A 14,792-nucleotide genomic window follows, 5' to 3' on the forward strand; every position below is an offset into this window, starting at 1 on the left:
ATTTTTGCAAATAAAATCAAAATTAAAAACAAGATTAGAATGAGTGGCTTGGCGCATGCCTCCACTTAGAGTGATAGGAAAAATAAAGATTATGATTCGATTATAACAGATTCTAAATTATCAGTATATATAGTAGGAAAAGTACCAGGTTGTTCACCTAATTATAGAAACAACAAGAAATGAGAATGCACCTATGCAACCGTTGCTGTACAATAAGTATAAATATACAAAATTCAGTGGGCTAACCATTTAAGAGACAGATAACAGCTTTAACTATGTCGGATTCTCGTTGAAACCAACAGTCAATCAAGCAACATGAACTTGAAGCCACGCGTTTATAAGTTTCCTTCAGTGACAAATTGTTTAAGAAGAAGTTAAGTCAGTGCGCTTGAATTTACAATACAGAATGAAACGGAGAAATAGTAACTTGCAAATCCCGACGATATAGCAGTTACATTAAGGTAAGTGTGTTCAGAAGTCCCTTGAGAGAGGAGTAAACCACTTGAACGTTATCCTTTGGATTATAGTCATCTTAGCTTGCCTTCAGGCATTTGGCTTGATAATGGCCAAGAAACGGTCGATCGATACTCATGGATTCATGCATTTTATGGTAAGGTATAACATGTTCGCTGGAGTAATGGCTTTTTATCTTATAGCCTTACTCTGGATGCTGTTCACTATTTCATCAGCGATTGAGCCGAACTCATTAAATCAACTCCTACTTGCAGCATCATTAACTTTAGTTGCATTCGTACTCCCCTTGAAAATATATAAAATATACAAAGAAAAGCAGAAGGACGATGAGTTTTAATAATTTCGTCCGTCTGCTTTTCTTTATTCAAACCTCATTGTTACTCCGTACTGGGTTAGAATATGCTCGATTATCCGGTTTTGAGTGCGCCAAGAGAATTTAAGTGCCGTTGTACCGTCTATAGATTCATAATTTGCATTAATTCCTTTTAGTAGTAATAATTTCGCCATTTCATTATCTTTATTGTCTATTGCAATAAAAAGTGCATTCCAACCTTCTGCTGTAAGTTCATTAATATCAGCACCAGATTCAATCAATTCAGCTACCCTTGCGACATTCCCTGTTTTGACATCTCCTAGTATACTTAGCTCTGTGATAGCAGCTGTACATTCTTCACTTGATTTCGGGTCGCAGGAGAGTTGTTGTTCCGCACTCTCCTCTATTATTAAGTCAATCTCTATAAGTTCCAGCATAGCTAAACTTAATTCATCTTCCGAGAAAGGACACTCTTTGAGTATATCCGCTTTGTTTAGTGCCCTTCCTCTGTTAGTTTCTAATATTGATATTACTTTTCTTGCTTCATCAGATAAACTAAGAACTGAGCTCGGTTCGAAATTTGTTCTCAAACGATTATATATTGGACCAACCTGCTTTGTCTGATAATCAAATGGAACAATAGAAACATCGGGAATGCACGGCTCGAATTCGCGGGTTGTTCTGATGGAATATGATCGTTTATCCGGTCCCCATGTCCTTTGGTAGCCTAATTCTTTTTTTAGTTGTCTTTCGAATGGAAAGGATGTTATCGTATGGTCCACTTGTAACGCCCTATCTAAAAAATATGTAAGGTCACGAAACGCCTGCTCTTCATATCTCTTGAATTCTCCAATAAATTCACTCTTCAGTATGACCGCAACCTTACCAACGAAAAGGTCATACTCTTCAAGACACTTTAGACAGCTATGAAGCCTTTCATCTATTCCTGCAGCAATAGAGACCAACTTCACTTCACTCCATTGTTCAGAAAGTACAGTAGCAGTAATCTTCCCTACAGTCTTTTCTTGACCGGTTTGATCATCCATGATACGCACTTGCCCTCTTAATTCTAGATAATCTTGACCGTCCGTAAAATTCGTAGATATGTCCAACCCTAAATATGTAAGATGATTCATGTCAGCCTCCCTAAAAGTCACTCTCAATTATGATATAGCTTAATTAATAACTTTTTGCTCTGTTATTATTAGTGCCGATACGATATCCAACGGCTTTTCCACATCACCAATTTTAAAATGGAAATCTAGAATTCCACCAAAATCAGAACGAAATCCCTCCTCTCTCATCGGTCTAAAGGAAAGTCCAACTACTACGAACTCACCTGGTGTCATACCAACGAAACGGCTTGGAATACGTGTATTCATTAACATCATAAACCCTCCACATCATCATTATTAAAAAAATAGAAGCACCGCGTATCAAGGTTTCCCCTAATCAGCGGTGCTTCCGGCTGTGTTTGTATTCGGTTTAATTTATTGCAATTATATCAGAAAAAATATCAGAGGTGAATACGATAAAGCCTTGTTTAAATATACTTTTGATTCTTCCCCCTAGGTCGTTCCTCAAGCCCTGCAAACCTCTTTGCTTCATTGAATGTACCGAATTCATTTTTTATGAAACTAAGGGATGGACCTCCTGCTGCCTTTCGATGTTTCTCATACTGCCTTGCAGTTGGAGAATGACCCACAATAGAAGCGACATTATTTAATGACCCAATGATTATTTGCTGAATGTCTAACTGCTGCAGCAATAGTTCATCATCAAAGTAGGGATCATTCCTAATCAATTCGTTCGCTCGAACTGTTAACCACAATGCAGTCTCAACTGCATACCTATTTGAGATGACAACCTCATTTTTATCAACCTCATAAAGTTGAAATGATCGCTCGAGTATCATGCGTTTAAATGAATCAAACAGAGCTTTATCGACGGAAACTAAAGTCTTTCTACGAGGAAAGAGATCATCACACAAGATTTGCTTCATCTTTGACTGACTTATCCTGGCTGGGTTATAAGGCAATGGTGCATTTGTATCTTTAATGAATTTAATAGATGCTAGGTTTACTATCTCAGTAACACTCTCATATTCGTGTTCAAGCGACTGAAGTAATTTTTCCTTTACAACATCTAATAGATGGTGGTAGATCTCAACAGTTAGCGGTATACGAGGCGTCATAAGCAGAAGTTAGTGATCCACTCAACCGGAATATGTGAATAGGAACGTATCTTTTTTCCCAAACGAACATCAGAGTAGCGATCTCCGCTAACTTCAATTACATCACTGGATCCTTCTATGCTCATGACTCCACCTCGGAAAACAAGCTTATAATTCTCAAATTTATGCTCTTGTTCAGCTTTACCTAAACTACTAATTTTTTTATAAAGTTCCGATAGCCAGTGAACAATATTAGAGCGAATATCGTTTACAGAGTCATCTAAGATTTCCATTTGACAGGTTTGTTTGTTAACCATGCCTTTCCACCCCGATCGTATGATTTTGTTGCTCCCAGGTATACACCTACTAACTCCGGAATTCCTTCCCATCCCACCTCTTCAGGGAGGACCTTTAATGGAACTCCTGCTTTATCCGCGAGACTTTGACTGATGGAGATGCCAAGCTCATATATCAACTCTCTTTGTCCTTGATAAGTTAAGATCGCCGGAACTTTACCTTCAATTAATGTATCCACTTTCAGCTCAACTGAATGATCTGCAGGAATTGCTCTTTCTAACCCTCGTTTCGTCTTCACAATCAGCGGAAGATCATTCTTATCTGTTGGAATCCTTTTTAAGTCCGGGGCCCAGTCCACCGGTGTATCCTCGTTTTCAGAGTAGTAATTATATACGTCCGGAATTACATTCATATAGCGAACGAAATTCCCATTAGAATTACATTCAGATGCATATGTAGCGTCGTGTGCGTAACGATCGACTCCGTTTACTTTACATTTTTTCTTCATAGAGTCGAAGTTCTCACACAACGAACAAGTAAGTATAAAGCTTTTTGCCATTGCTATCCCTCTTTTGGTTTATAATTCGGGTCAAACTTCCTCTTCTGATATTCAGGCACATGTTCCTTACACACTTTTATTGTCCATTTTACAAGTTTCAGGTAATCTAGGTCCTCTTGGCTTAGGACAACATTACAGTTCTTGCAATAAAATACTTCGATCTTATTGGTCGTTTCTGTTGGTAACTCACTTTTTCTTACGGGCACTTGAGCAATATCAATCAAGCCTGCCCCTGGATTCTTAGCCCATTCTCTATATGGAGCAAGATTATAATGGCCTACCCCAAAGGCATCTGCCGCGTCACGTAATGCATCACTTGCTGCCGCTCGTATAGACTCTTTGTAGAACATGATCTTTCTCGTATCTTTCTTCCGATCCAAAGTTGCAAATCCTTGTCCTTCCGCACTCGCATTCAAGATAGTTAGGACACCCCGCACCTCTATTTCATCCGTCTCTTCGTGATAAATAGGTTTTTCAGTGGTTACTCGCCAAGACCAGTAGGGCCCAGCTGCAGTACGAATCCTATATTGAATTGGATGTGACGGTATATAAGCACTGGCCTTGTTATTGTTTTTAAACTCTACTGTGCCTTCAGGAAATGGAGCAGTTAACTTAAATATGATCTCATCATATAACTTCTCATATTCTTCTTTTGACAGATTATCAAACATTTTAATCATTCCTTACTGGTAGATGTAGATAATAACGAGATCACTTATTTCTTTTAAATGTTTTCTCAAGAATATTATTATAGATACACAAACGTATTATTATCATCCCATTTTCCAATATTATTACATGTATCAAAAAAACACAATGTTGAATTGTATAATTTATACAAAAAAATGTAGACATTGTTCATGATTTACGACTATATATAGAAAAGGAGCAGGGTGCTTACCCCTGCTCCTATCTTTCTTGTAGTAATTCGTTATGAATTTTGTCCAATTCTTGGCTAAGATGCAGAACCTCTGGGTGATTTAATCCATACTTTAAGGCAGTCTGCTCTAAAATTGAACGCATTTCTTCAAACCTTGAATCAAGCTTAGGATTAATCACCCATCTATCACTCCAGTTCCAAATTGTTCAGATCAAAGTTTAGGTAAAAGTAAAGGAATTGCCAAGACGATAGCCATTGTAAGAGGCGAAAACATGGCTAAACCAATGCCGAGCCGTTTTCTGGCCGGATCTTTCCCTGCCAGCAAACGTACAAATATACCAATGTAAAACATAGTTGCTGTAACAGGAATCGCGATATATTTCAGAGCATTAAAGATGATGCTGCCAAGCGGTGTTGTGGAATCAACAATCTCTTCAACAGTCTTAGCACTTGAGGCTTGGCCTGGTGCATCTCCAGCGAAAGTGTGCACGATAGCAGGAACATAGGCAACTAAAAATGTACCTATTCCAAAAAAGATCACGAACAGCAAACCTCTTCTCTTTCGAATGGGATTCTTCCCTGCAGTTAGAAGAAGAATAAATCCTATTCCGAATAGGCAGCCGAATATTGGTATACCAACTATTTGAACAAGTCTAACAAGTTGATAAACGGCTTCTGTTACGTTTTCGTACATCTGGGAGCACCCCCTTTGGTTTTATTCTTCTGCATTCTGTATAATCATCTCGATGTCGTTGATCATCCAACCAACCGATTCCTCATAAACGAGGAATGTCTTCATGATTACTTCCTTAGAGCTTTGAATTTCATTAAATTCGGTAGTGGCTACGAATTGATTTAATATCTCCATTTGGTTCTCTTTAACAGATGGAGCTTTTTGTACATAAATCTTCAAGTTTGATACCTGAGATTTTACAGAGCTGTCGGCCGGCAGTTCCATTCCGGATGGATAAGTTGATCTATAGCCTCGCTCAGTCATCAAAGACTTCACGTTATCGTATCGCTGCTTCGTAGAAGCATAATTAAAAAACTTATCTACAAATTGAGTGTTGAGTTCGATACCGGCCTGTTCCATTTCTATCTCTTTTTTAAGGCCCGAATTGGAGGAAAAGACTAGGCTTCCAACGATTCCAAGAATTAAAACAACTCCCAACAACGCATAGAACTTTCTGTTACTCACCTTCACTCACCTCACAATACAATTTATTTAATAACCCGACGAAATCCGAGGAATTTATAATTTTTCCAGCGAGACAATTTATCAATGCTTACTCCTAGTGAACTACCAGAGTTGATAAATTTCCCATCACCCAGATACATCCCTACGTGAGAAGGAGCTTTCTTATAAGTTTCCCAGAATACTAAATCTCCGGGCTTTGCTTCACTCTCGTCAATAGGAACTGTCTTGTTATACTGGGTATGCGCATTACCGGACAAATCAATTCCAATTAGGCCGAAAGCGTAAGAGATCAATCCGGAGCAGTCAAATCCTTCACTAGGTCCCTTACCGCCCCAAACATACGGCTGTCCAAGATACTCGCTCATAATATTCAAAACGTTTTGAACATCAAATATCTGCTCTCCTGGGGGGATGTTAATAGCAACGTTGGTCGCATTATAGTATCTCATAACGTGGTCAACATATAATGGATCACCATATCTCTTCCATCCATTTTTCTCAGCCATCATTTGACTGAAAGCTAATGCGACCTCTTTTGAGTGACCTCCGTGTTCTTTTGCGTACGATATGTATCCTCCCCCAAAGTTATAAGCCTGAAGGGTTAATTCAATATCACCACCAGCCGATTGATAGACAGACGCAAAATGATTAATGCCTGCTTGTATAGATACTTCTGGATCTGTAATCGTATTTGGTGGAAGTCCCAGTGATTCGGAAGATTGCATGATGTCGAGATATCGGCCACCGGTTTCTTGCATGATTACAGCAAGAATGAGTTGGGTATGTTCTGCCATGCCTTTTAGCTCAAGGTATTTTCTAACAATAGGCTCATAACGCAATACGACGTCTGGAACCGAGGCAGAGCCAGGGAGCCATTCTCCTGGGAAGTTCGAGGCGTCCCCACCGTACAAAGCAGGATTCCAGTCTGGATCTGCAGTGGTTACGAACTCATAAAATAGTTTCATGTCGTCTTCGCTTACCCCAAGGTCTATAAGAATTTTTTGAAAGGCTTGTCCATCGACTGAGAGACTGGGGGCATAACGATCATCTACTGTTGTATGATCGTACTGCTTGTACGTTGTCGTCGTACAATTTTCGCTAGACGACGTGCTCTCTTGTTCCCAGTTATCTGTAGGTTGTAGAGTTCCCCCAGGGTAATATCGCTTTAGAGGTTTTATTTCCATATTGCCATAGTCAAGACTGATGTTAGTTAGTACATCGTGAGATGCGCGTTTACTTTCGGTATAAGTTGTCTCTGTATCCGTCCAACTCTTTGTTTCCCCGGTTTCTTTATCTGTTTCATTATAAGTACAAGCTACTACATGTTTATAACGGTTAGTATCGTCGCTTATTTTAGTGTAAGAAAACGAAGGAGTAAAACTTTTAATCAAATCGTCAGGATCATAGTCGTCCAGCTCTATTTTTTCATTCTGATTCACTAGAATCTCATATCGTACCAAACCTGCAGGAATCCCCCAACTTGGTTTCACAGTTTTAACAACTTGGGTTTTCCAAGAACTATCCGCTTCGATATCCCATAATTCTGCAACAGTTGCTTCTGCTGCAGACTTGAATTGCTGCTCATATTTTAAGTCGGCATTCTTTTGAGCATCACTCCGTGCGTTCCCACCCAAAAACCAGTCAGAGAACGGGATTGCTGACAGCACTCCTAAAATCAATAAAAGTCCAATAATTATTATAACTGCCCAAGGACCAACCAAAGATGCAATAATCTTACCGATTGAGAGAATGAGTTGCTTCAAGAATCTCACGAGTAGTTTCTTTATATATTTACCAGCCTTGCCAACTGCTCTTCCAGCAGCTCTCGAACCTACTTTTTTTAATGCTCCACCACCTTGTTCTGTTGCTTCTCGACCTACGTCATGTGCGCTCAAAAACTATCACCTCCAATTCTAAGAGGAAATCCTCTGATCGCCTCTTAGAATCTAGATCACCTTTAAATAATGTCTCGCTTGCGATCGGTATTATTGTAAGCACCTGCTTGTGCCCAGCCGACCCGTTTCGCGCCTTCCATGAAGTTTTTAGTAGCTGATCGTGTCATTTTAGGAGCAGTCAAACCTACGAAATCAGCAACTTTGTCACTCCCAGATCGCATATCGGATACAACCTTTCCGTTTACATCCGATTTTCGGCCATTGTTAGTATGATTGAAGTAATCCTCGGTGTTCAGGCGACGATGGTCGAAGCTATTGTCAGAATAGAGCTTCTTCCTAGATGTGTCTGCGATGTAGGCTTCACTTTTCCGACCAAAGCTTGCTGAAGAGCCGCTCATTCCTACCAGCTCTCGCTCAGTGCGTGGCTTCTGGAGGATGTTACCTTTGTCATCAGATTGAAGTGGCTGATTTATCGTTCGGGTATACGATCCGTTTTCTCCACGAGTCCAAGTCTCGCCACCATTCGGCCCGGATCCCTTACGAATGTCATAGTCAATCATCCGAAGCTGTCCTGTCTTAAGAGAAGAATCGCCGGCACCATATCCACCGACCCTCTCCCAATTACCGGTAACTGCATCCTTTGCCTCGTACCAAGAACGATCATTCGTTTGGTTCCATCGAGCTTCACTTCCGCTAAATCTCGGATCAGAAGCAATTTGATCCATGGTCATCCCACGAGGACTTAAGGATCCATCCATACGAATACCGGCTCCGTGCTCAAAGGCACGTTGGCGGCTTACTCCAGAAAGCATCTGGCCCATTGCACGTCCTGCTGTACCTATCTTGTTCCCGAATGCCCCTCCGATTGCAGCTCCAACCGGTCCAGCTACTACTCCACCAATAGTGGCTCCGGCAGCACCAGTCATTTTACCGGCAGCTTCTCCAAGATTACCGACCATCTGACGTCTTTCAGCTAGGTCGCTCCATTTTTCTTTGAAATTACCTAAACTTATTTTCCCTGAAGGGTTCCCGTTTGCATCTGTCCCCCTAAAGGAGTTTAGTGCGGTTCTACCTAAATCGCGTGCGCCGGTTGTTGCATTCCTTGTCGTTTGTAGAACACCAGCGACTGCTTTAGAACCGATTGCTGCTCCAGCAGCTACCCCACCAGCACCGAATGGTAAACCAAACGTTCCTCCTGCTACCGCACCGCCAACACTTCCAACTTTTTTAATCTTATTCCAAGTAGATCCACCTTCAGCTGCACGAGTAATCGCAGATCTACCTGCGTCATTGCCCATGGGGACATCCGTCCCCCCTGGTGTCTCCGCTCCAGCTCCTCCACTTCCGGAAGAACTCGAGTTACCGAAGCCAGCTTTACCTTTACCAGTCATGCTCATAACATTCCTCGATAACATCATTGCTCCGCCAATGGATCCAAGCCCGAGTGCTGTTGCAGTCCGTCCCATACTCGTGCTAGCATCACCTAGATTCAACCACTTAGAAACCATTCCCGTTACGGGTACAAACATGATAATCATGCCTAACTTAAAGATCATTGGCCCCATTCCCTGACCAAGATTCCCAGCCATTTGTACAAAGATGAAAAGGATAATTGCATGAATTGAAGGCAGGAAAATGTTCCCTAGTAGTTCCTTCATGTAAGTTCCAAAAAAAGAACGGGTCTTTGCAAACAATAGACTGTACGCTGCAAATGGTGACATCACGCAAAGAAGTATAATGATGATTTTGCGTGCGATATATATGAAGTTGAGATAGGCTGCCAATCCCCATTCTGCCAAAAATACAAATAAGTCTCCCATTTTAAATGAATAAGAATCATCATTCGTTGCTGTTGCGATGATAGATATACCATCTAAAGGTTTATTAAGACTCTGTAACGTTGATGCTACACCCTGTACAATGCCCCAGTTTGTAGCCATAAGGATGTGGAACAACATCCAAAAAAGACCCATGAAGAATGCAGACGCGACATACATATGGACATCCTTCCAAAAGTCTTCTTTTGATTGTGGACTATGGGCTTTCATCCCAAGCTTCATGGATGACATCATAATTGCGAGCATTAAAACGGTGGCATACACACCCGAGAATGTGGCTATAAGTGGATGAATCACATTCTCTAATTCGGACTGAAAGAAGATACCGTCGACCAACTTATCGCTCGGATCATTACCAAACCCCCAAGTTTCATAGGGATTTCCGAAGACTAGATTTTGCAAGCTGTTTATACCCGGAATCGTCATCAAGTTATTTACTTGACCTATAATGAATCCATTCATCAGATTGGCTTCATCTTCCGCTTCTTTCAACATATCTACCGTCTCGTCACCAACAAGAGCACCACTTGTATCTCCACCATTAGATAATTGATCCTCATTAAAGAGGCTATCCCCGCCAATAGTGGATGTAAGCGTTGAACCAATAGAACCCGAGGCAGATACCTCACCATAACCGGCAAGAATTAGCAAAAGGAGTACGGATAAGAAAAGCCTACTGCTTCTTATCAAGCGACATCACCTTCCTGAAGGTGAGACTTATCGTTTAGCCAATCTATCATTTCTTCTCTCGATTTCTTCTTTGGAGCAAGTTCGACATTCTGGTTGGTATTAAGGTAAACCCACTCTTCAGGCGTCGGTTCAGATTGGAATGTAACAATTTGTTTTCCGGCTTTCATAAGAACCTGACCAGTCGAAGCTGTGCGGATCAAGTTACCTACATCTTCGCTTAATCTAAAAGTACTCAGGATTGGGTTGATGTCTTGATCACTCTGTCTAAGGAAACAAACCGTGTCAAACTGCGCAACCACATCTCTTGCAGATTCAGTCCGATCAAACATTTCGTAACGTTGTGAAACAAGCGTCAGAGAAACGTTCCACTTCCGTCCGCGTGCGCTAAGAATTTTAAGCCATTCCATCATGGAAGAGTATTTAATCATCATCCATGCTTCATCACAGATAACCCGTTTCTTTACTTTAGGATTTGAGACAATAAACCTGTTCCAAACCCAAGTCATAAGCACATGTTGAGCAAGAGGACGTTCGATACCATTACTTGATAGCTTACTGATGTCAAACGTTACGACAGGTGCTTCATCCAAAGAGACATTGTTTTCGGAAATAATTTTTGTCTGACCATCAAACATACCGAAAGCTTTATTTCTCGTGAACAACTTAACGACATTACACAGCTCACGAAGTTCATCGCCATAATCATTCTGGGCTTCTTCGCACAGCGCCTCGTACACATCAGTTATCGTTGGCATTTGAATGAGCTGTTTACGATAAGTGAAAGAACCAAAATCATCGAAATGTTCAATTTGTTCATAGATTGAATCCGGATCTTCGGTTATCCCTCGACTGATATACAGATTTTCTAGAATATCATTAAGAACCCCGATTTCTACTGCACTTAGTCCTCGGTTATCAGGAGTAAGGGACTCCTTCATAACTTTAAAGAATTCAAGGGCTTCCTTAATTTTCTCGTTTAAGTTAATCTTCTCATCAATAAATTCATCATCTGTGCCCTTATTCTTAACTTCCTTCTCAGGAAAGATATCCAGCGGATTAATCCGACTGACATCATCATCCTTCGATGGATAAATTGGAACAACAACCCCTCCAAGTGCATAGGTCAATTCACGATACTCAGGTTCCACATCGATGATTACGTTTTTCATGATGCCATCCATGTAGCCTCGTCCAATGATTTGTTTTACGAGCACAGATTTACCCGAACCAGATACTCCAAAGATACCAAGCGAATAATTGTTCAGACTTGGGTCGAAATTGTTATAGTAGACGTAATCCCTTCCAAAACGACCAATCGGAAATCCACCTTGATGGTTTAACTTCGAGCTGGCATGAGGGAATATTGCAGTAAGACTCAACTGATCAAGATTACGATCCGATTTAGGTAAATAATTCTTCCCTAGGGGTAAACACGAAAGGAAAGCTTCTTTTTGTCTGTTGAATGCACTCAAGATCTCAATGGATTCGCCAGCGACCTCATTTTCCACCTCAACGCACTTCGCATTTAGTTCATCAAGTGAGTTAGCATACACGGTGGCCTGAACTGAAACGTAATACAATCCATTTTGATTGCTCTTAATCTGACGCTGAAGAAATTTAGTATCCTCGCGTTTTTGTACCGAATCATCAATTTTAGCTTGATCCCCGCGATTTGCTGCAGAGTAAATAACAGTATCGAACTCGTCGATTTTATCTTGCAATTTCTTAATCGCTGCATTCCGATCAATAGGTTCAATATGAACTGAGCAGTCCAGGTCATCACCAGTAAAAAGGGCCTCCAACCAACCAATTCGTACAGTTCGGGGATAGCCACTGGGTTTAACGAAAAACGATCGGCCGTACTTAGTCGAACCAAGACCCGTTTTTAACATGAAGTAGTCATCTTCGAAATGTGCTCCATCATTAAGCATGTTATCAACAATGCTCGGGAATCCTAGTACTTCATGATCCCTTTCTCCTTTACGTGCATCACTCACCTGCAGCTCGTTTATGTTCTCTTCCCTCTTCTTCTTCATACGTTTGAACAATTTTCCGCACCTCCTCAACGTCATACACAAGATCATCAAAACCAGGCATCGACATGACATCTGCAGTAATGTAAGCCGAGAGTTTTTCTTTTCCGTGAGTAATCAAATCATCAATTGGATTAATTACCATGCGGTCACGGTTCAAAGCTCTTTTCATAACTTCCATTGCAGACAAGCTATCAAGCAGTGTAGCGTGGATCTCGCATTGACGAAGCATGCCCACAACCGTAGCTGCTCTTTGGTAGAGCTCGTTCCGAATCATTTCTTCACGCTGATCTGGTTTCAAAGCCCCCATCTTGCTCGGTAAGGGAACATAGCTTATGACGTAATAGACCTTACGTGATATTCGAAACTCTTTTTCCGATTTGTCCTTGATATGTTTAATTACATTGGCATTGTAATCTCTCGTTTGATCGTTGCACTTTGCGAGATTCGAATTCCAACGATTCTCTTCTTTTCTCAAATCCTGCCGGACAGCTTGTCCAAGAATTTGAACCGGAAAGCGTATGACCCGAAATAAACTGCTATACCCCAAAATAGTCGCTTGTCGTGCCTGTGAACTTAGAAGGTCGTAGTTAATGGATTCGGTGGCTACAGTTACACAAAATTCATTGTTCTTTTTAACGAATATCCCGTGATGAATATCCTCTATCCCAATGAGATCCTTTATGTCCTGTTTGTCATTTTTCTGTTCCTTTTCATCGGCCTTATTAATATTTTGGGTGTTGGCTGCTGTGCCATTTACTTCTCCAAGATGCTGCTTGCGCTGCCATCCAATAATAGGTTCATTTCGATCCATCCTTCTCTTCGCAATAAACAAAAATGTAAGTATGAGGACTAGAAAAACCATCATGCAGACTATAAAAACTTGCAACCGTGTGAGCCCCTTTCCATCTTAGATATGGGAATAAGTTTTCTGTGAACGATGGAATTTAATTTTCCAGGCAATAAACTCGCTTGCATACTGCTCGTATTTTTCGAATTTAAAAAAGGCCAAGAAAGATGAAATTCCACCTAAGATTACGATGATGATCAGTTTTCCAATCCATTCAGCCCCGCCATCAAGGAACGGTAGGTTTCCGTAGATAAGAATTACGCCACAGAAAACTAGCGTCGGAAACAAGAAGAAGAATTGTCTCATTGATAGAACTGCTAGAATCGATTTTTCTTCTTGAGTAATGTCGATCGGTACAACAATCTCGTTATTCACTGAACAATCCTCCTAACTTTCTTAAGAATAAAATCGGCCACCCTGCCAGTGCGATCTCAGACAGATCGCGTCCAAAATCAGATAGGCAGGGTGGCCATGGCAATACCCTGATCGATAATTATGATGCAAGTGATGCAATAACATTGGCAAAAGTTGCTGCACCAAAGAAGATGAATGCACCGGCAGCACAACCGATAAGTGCTTTCCAGTAGGTGGCTGCCTTTTGCGGGTTCAAAGAACCAAAGATAATCATAATGGCATAGTACATAACTGCAAGGACAAAACAAGTTCCCCCGACGCCACCAAAGATCTGTACTATTGTCTTTAGTGGTGCATTAACTTTTTTTACGTTTGCGTCGTTCGGGTTATAGGTTTGATTCTTGTCCTGAAGTTCGGAATCAATGACATCTTGAGCGGAGGCGCCCACCGGAGCTATAACTATTGTCATGCAAAATGCGAGAGCCATCATAAGAAACAACTTCTTAAACAAGTTAATTCCCCTTCCACAATATGAGATAAGTAATACCAATCTGAATGAATCAAAGCTTGTTGCAATGCTTATCTATCTGCAACGGCATTCCCCCTTTTTTAGAACAAAAAAAAGCACCGCCAAACCGTGGGATATTCCCATGGTAGGCGGTGCTTCCGCTCGTGAATTATTCAATTAATGAATCATATCTAGATTATCCTGTTTGGGTACCTAAATGTCAAGACTTGTTTTAATAGCGGGGATGGTGAATACCTCTCTCAACAACAAGCTTTCCGCTGGCGAATTCCCCGTTGTCAGCTACGGAGTAGTAAACAAAAACCGTTGCATGATCAATAGGATCCTCCTCTTTTATAACTGCATCGAGGATCATCAACAGTGTTTTCAGTCCGCTTCGTTTCATCCCCACTACGGTCTTTGTTTCCGAATCTGTAGCTTTGAGCTCAAGTACCTTCGGACTTAGCTCACGTTCAAGAAGTATATGATTAATCGCCAATTGTCCTCCCCGAACGGAAAACTTAAGGCAACCTCCCATGTTCTTGGACATATCTGCTGGGAAACATTCTCCTAAAATTGCGGCTTTAAGCTGTTCAGCAAGCTCATTATTGTTTACTGGCTTACTTACTATCTCGCTAATCCCAATGTTCCCTTTTGTATCACTGTTCCCTTTAGTAAAATGCTTGTTCGATGACATAAATCAACGCCCCTATCGATATAAAAGTGAGAAATC

17 protein-coding genes are annotated in these 14,792 nt (G+C 41.0%); 1 reads left to right on the forward strand and 16 read right to left on the reverse strand.

Annotated elements, in window-relative coordinates; translation table 11 throughout:
* The first annotated feature begins 502 nt into the window (after positions 1-502).
* Positions 503-811 carry a hypothetical protein gene (locus tag ACFQ3J_RS24330; protein ID WP_090727655.1) on the forward strand — a complete coding sequence of 103 codons (309 nt, stop codon included), beginning with the start codon at positions 503-505 and terminating at the stop codon, positions 809-811.
* A gap of 23 nt (positions 812-834) precedes the next feature.
* On the opposite strand, the gene ACFQ3J_RS24335 is transcribed toward ACFQ3J_RS24330, so the two are convergent.
* The 16 genes from ACFQ3J_RS24335 to ACFQ3J_RS24410 form a co-directional block, all read right to left on the reverse strand.
* Positions 835-1,923 (reverse strand): ankyrin repeat domain-containing protein, encoded by a 1,089-nt coding sequence (locus ACFQ3J_RS24335; RefSeq protein WP_090727653.1) that lies wholly within the window; start codon positions 1,921-1,923, stop codon positions 835-837.
* 39 nt (positions 1,924-1,962) lie between these two features.
* On the reverse strand, positions 1,963-2,169 hold the full coding sequence (locus ACFQ3J_RS24340; RefSeq protein WP_139237038.1) for a hypothetical protein: 207 nt from the start codon (positions 2,167-2,169) through the stop codon (positions 1,963-1,965).
* A gap of 161 nt (positions 2,170-2,330) precedes the next feature.
* Positions 2,331-2,981, reverse strand: coding sequence for a homing endonuclease associated repeat-containing protein (locus ACFQ3J_RS24345; protein WP_090727649.1), 651 nt, complete (start codon positions 2,979-2,981; stop codon positions 2,331-2,333).
* Positions 2,978-3,277, reverse strand: a complete 300-nt coding sequence (locus tag ACFQ3J_RS24350; RefSeq protein ID WP_139237037.1) for a hypothetical protein — start codon at positions 3,275-3,277, stop codon at positions 2,978-2,980. Before ACFQ3J_RS24350 ends, ACFQ3J_RS24345 begins: the two co-directional genes overlap by 4 nt.
* Positions 3,241-3,816 (reverse strand): hypothetical protein, encoded by a 576-nt coding sequence (locus ACFQ3J_RS24355; protein ID WP_090727645.1) that lies wholly within the window; start codon positions 3,814-3,816, stop codon positions 3,241-3,243. Before ACFQ3J_RS24355 ends, ACFQ3J_RS24350 begins: the two co-directional genes overlap by 37 nt.
* A 2-nt stretch (positions 3,817-3,818) precedes the next feature.
* On the reverse strand, positions 3,819-4,487 hold the full coding sequence (locus tag ACFQ3J_RS24360) for a hypothetical protein (RefSeq protein ID WP_090727644.1): 669 nt from the start codon (positions 4,485-4,487) through the stop codon (positions 3,819-3,821).
* 238 nt (positions 4,488-4,725) lie between these two features.
* Positions 4,726-4,875, reverse strand: a complete 150-nt coding sequence (locus ACFQ3J_RS24365) for an aspartyl-phosphate phosphatase Spo0E family protein (protein ID WP_090727642.1) — start codon at positions 4,873-4,875, stop codon at positions 4,726-4,728.
* A gap of 32 nt (positions 4,876-4,907) precedes the next feature.
* On the reverse strand, positions 4,908-5,390 hold the full coding sequence (locus ACFQ3J_RS24370) for a hypothetical protein (protein ID WP_090727641.1): 483 nt from the start codon (positions 5,388-5,390) through the stop codon (positions 4,908-4,910).
* Between the two features lie 21 nt (positions 5,391-5,411).
* A complete protein-coding gene (locus ACFQ3J_RS24375) occupies positions 5,412-5,894 on the reverse strand; it encodes a hypothetical protein (RefSeq protein ID WP_090727639.1) in 483 nt (160 codons plus the stop codon).
* Positions 5,895-5,917: 23 nt separating this feature from the next.
* On the reverse strand, positions 5,918-7,789 hold the full coding sequence (locus ACFQ3J_RS24380) for a bifunctional lytic transglycosylase/C40 family peptidase (protein WP_090727638.1): 1,872 nt from the start codon (positions 7,787-7,789) through the stop codon (positions 5,918-5,920).
* 62 nt (positions 7,790-7,851) lie between these two features.
* Entirely contained in the window at positions 7,852-10,317 is a 2,466-nt protein-coding gene (locus ACFQ3J_RS24385) for a hypothetical protein (protein WP_090727636.1), read from the reverse strand.
* On the reverse strand, positions 10,314-12,365 hold the full coding sequence (locus ACFQ3J_RS24390) for a VirB4 family type IV secretion system protein (protein WP_244533614.1): 2,052 nt from the start codon (positions 12,363-12,365) through the stop codon (positions 10,314-10,316). Before ACFQ3J_RS24390 ends, ACFQ3J_RS24385 begins: the two co-directional genes overlap by 4 nt.
* On the reverse strand, positions 12,307-13,164 hold the full coding sequence (locus ACFQ3J_RS24395; RefSeq protein WP_244533613.1) for a hypothetical protein: 858 nt from the start codon (positions 13,162-13,164) through the stop codon (positions 12,307-12,309). Before ACFQ3J_RS24395 ends, ACFQ3J_RS24390 begins: the two co-directional genes overlap by 59 nt.
* Before the next feature lie 96 nt (positions 13,165-13,260).
* Positions 13,261-13,575: a PrgI family mobile element protein gene (locus ACFQ3J_RS24400; RefSeq protein ID WP_090727632.1), complete on the reverse strand. Its 315-nt coding sequence runs from the start codon at positions 13,573-13,575 to the stop codon at positions 13,261-13,263.
* Between the two features lie 118 nt (positions 13,576-13,693).
* Positions 13,694-14,065, reverse strand: a complete 372-nt coding sequence (locus ACFQ3J_RS24405) for a TrbC/VirB2 family protein (protein WP_244533612.1) — start codon at positions 14,063-14,065, stop codon at positions 13,694-13,696.
* Positions 14,066-14,294: 229 nt separating this feature from the next.
* Positions 14,295-14,756 (reverse strand): hypothetical protein, encoded by a 462-nt coding sequence (locus ACFQ3J_RS24410; protein ID WP_090727630.1) that lies wholly within the window; start codon positions 14,754-14,756, stop codon positions 14,295-14,297.
* Positions 14,757-14,792 lie beyond the last annotated feature (36 nt).

Origin of the sequence: Paenibacillus provencensis (assembly GCF_042678545.1) — a bacterium.
GTDB lineage: Bacteria > Bacillota > Bacilli > Paenibacillales > Paenibacillaceae > Paenibacillus > Paenibacillus provencensis.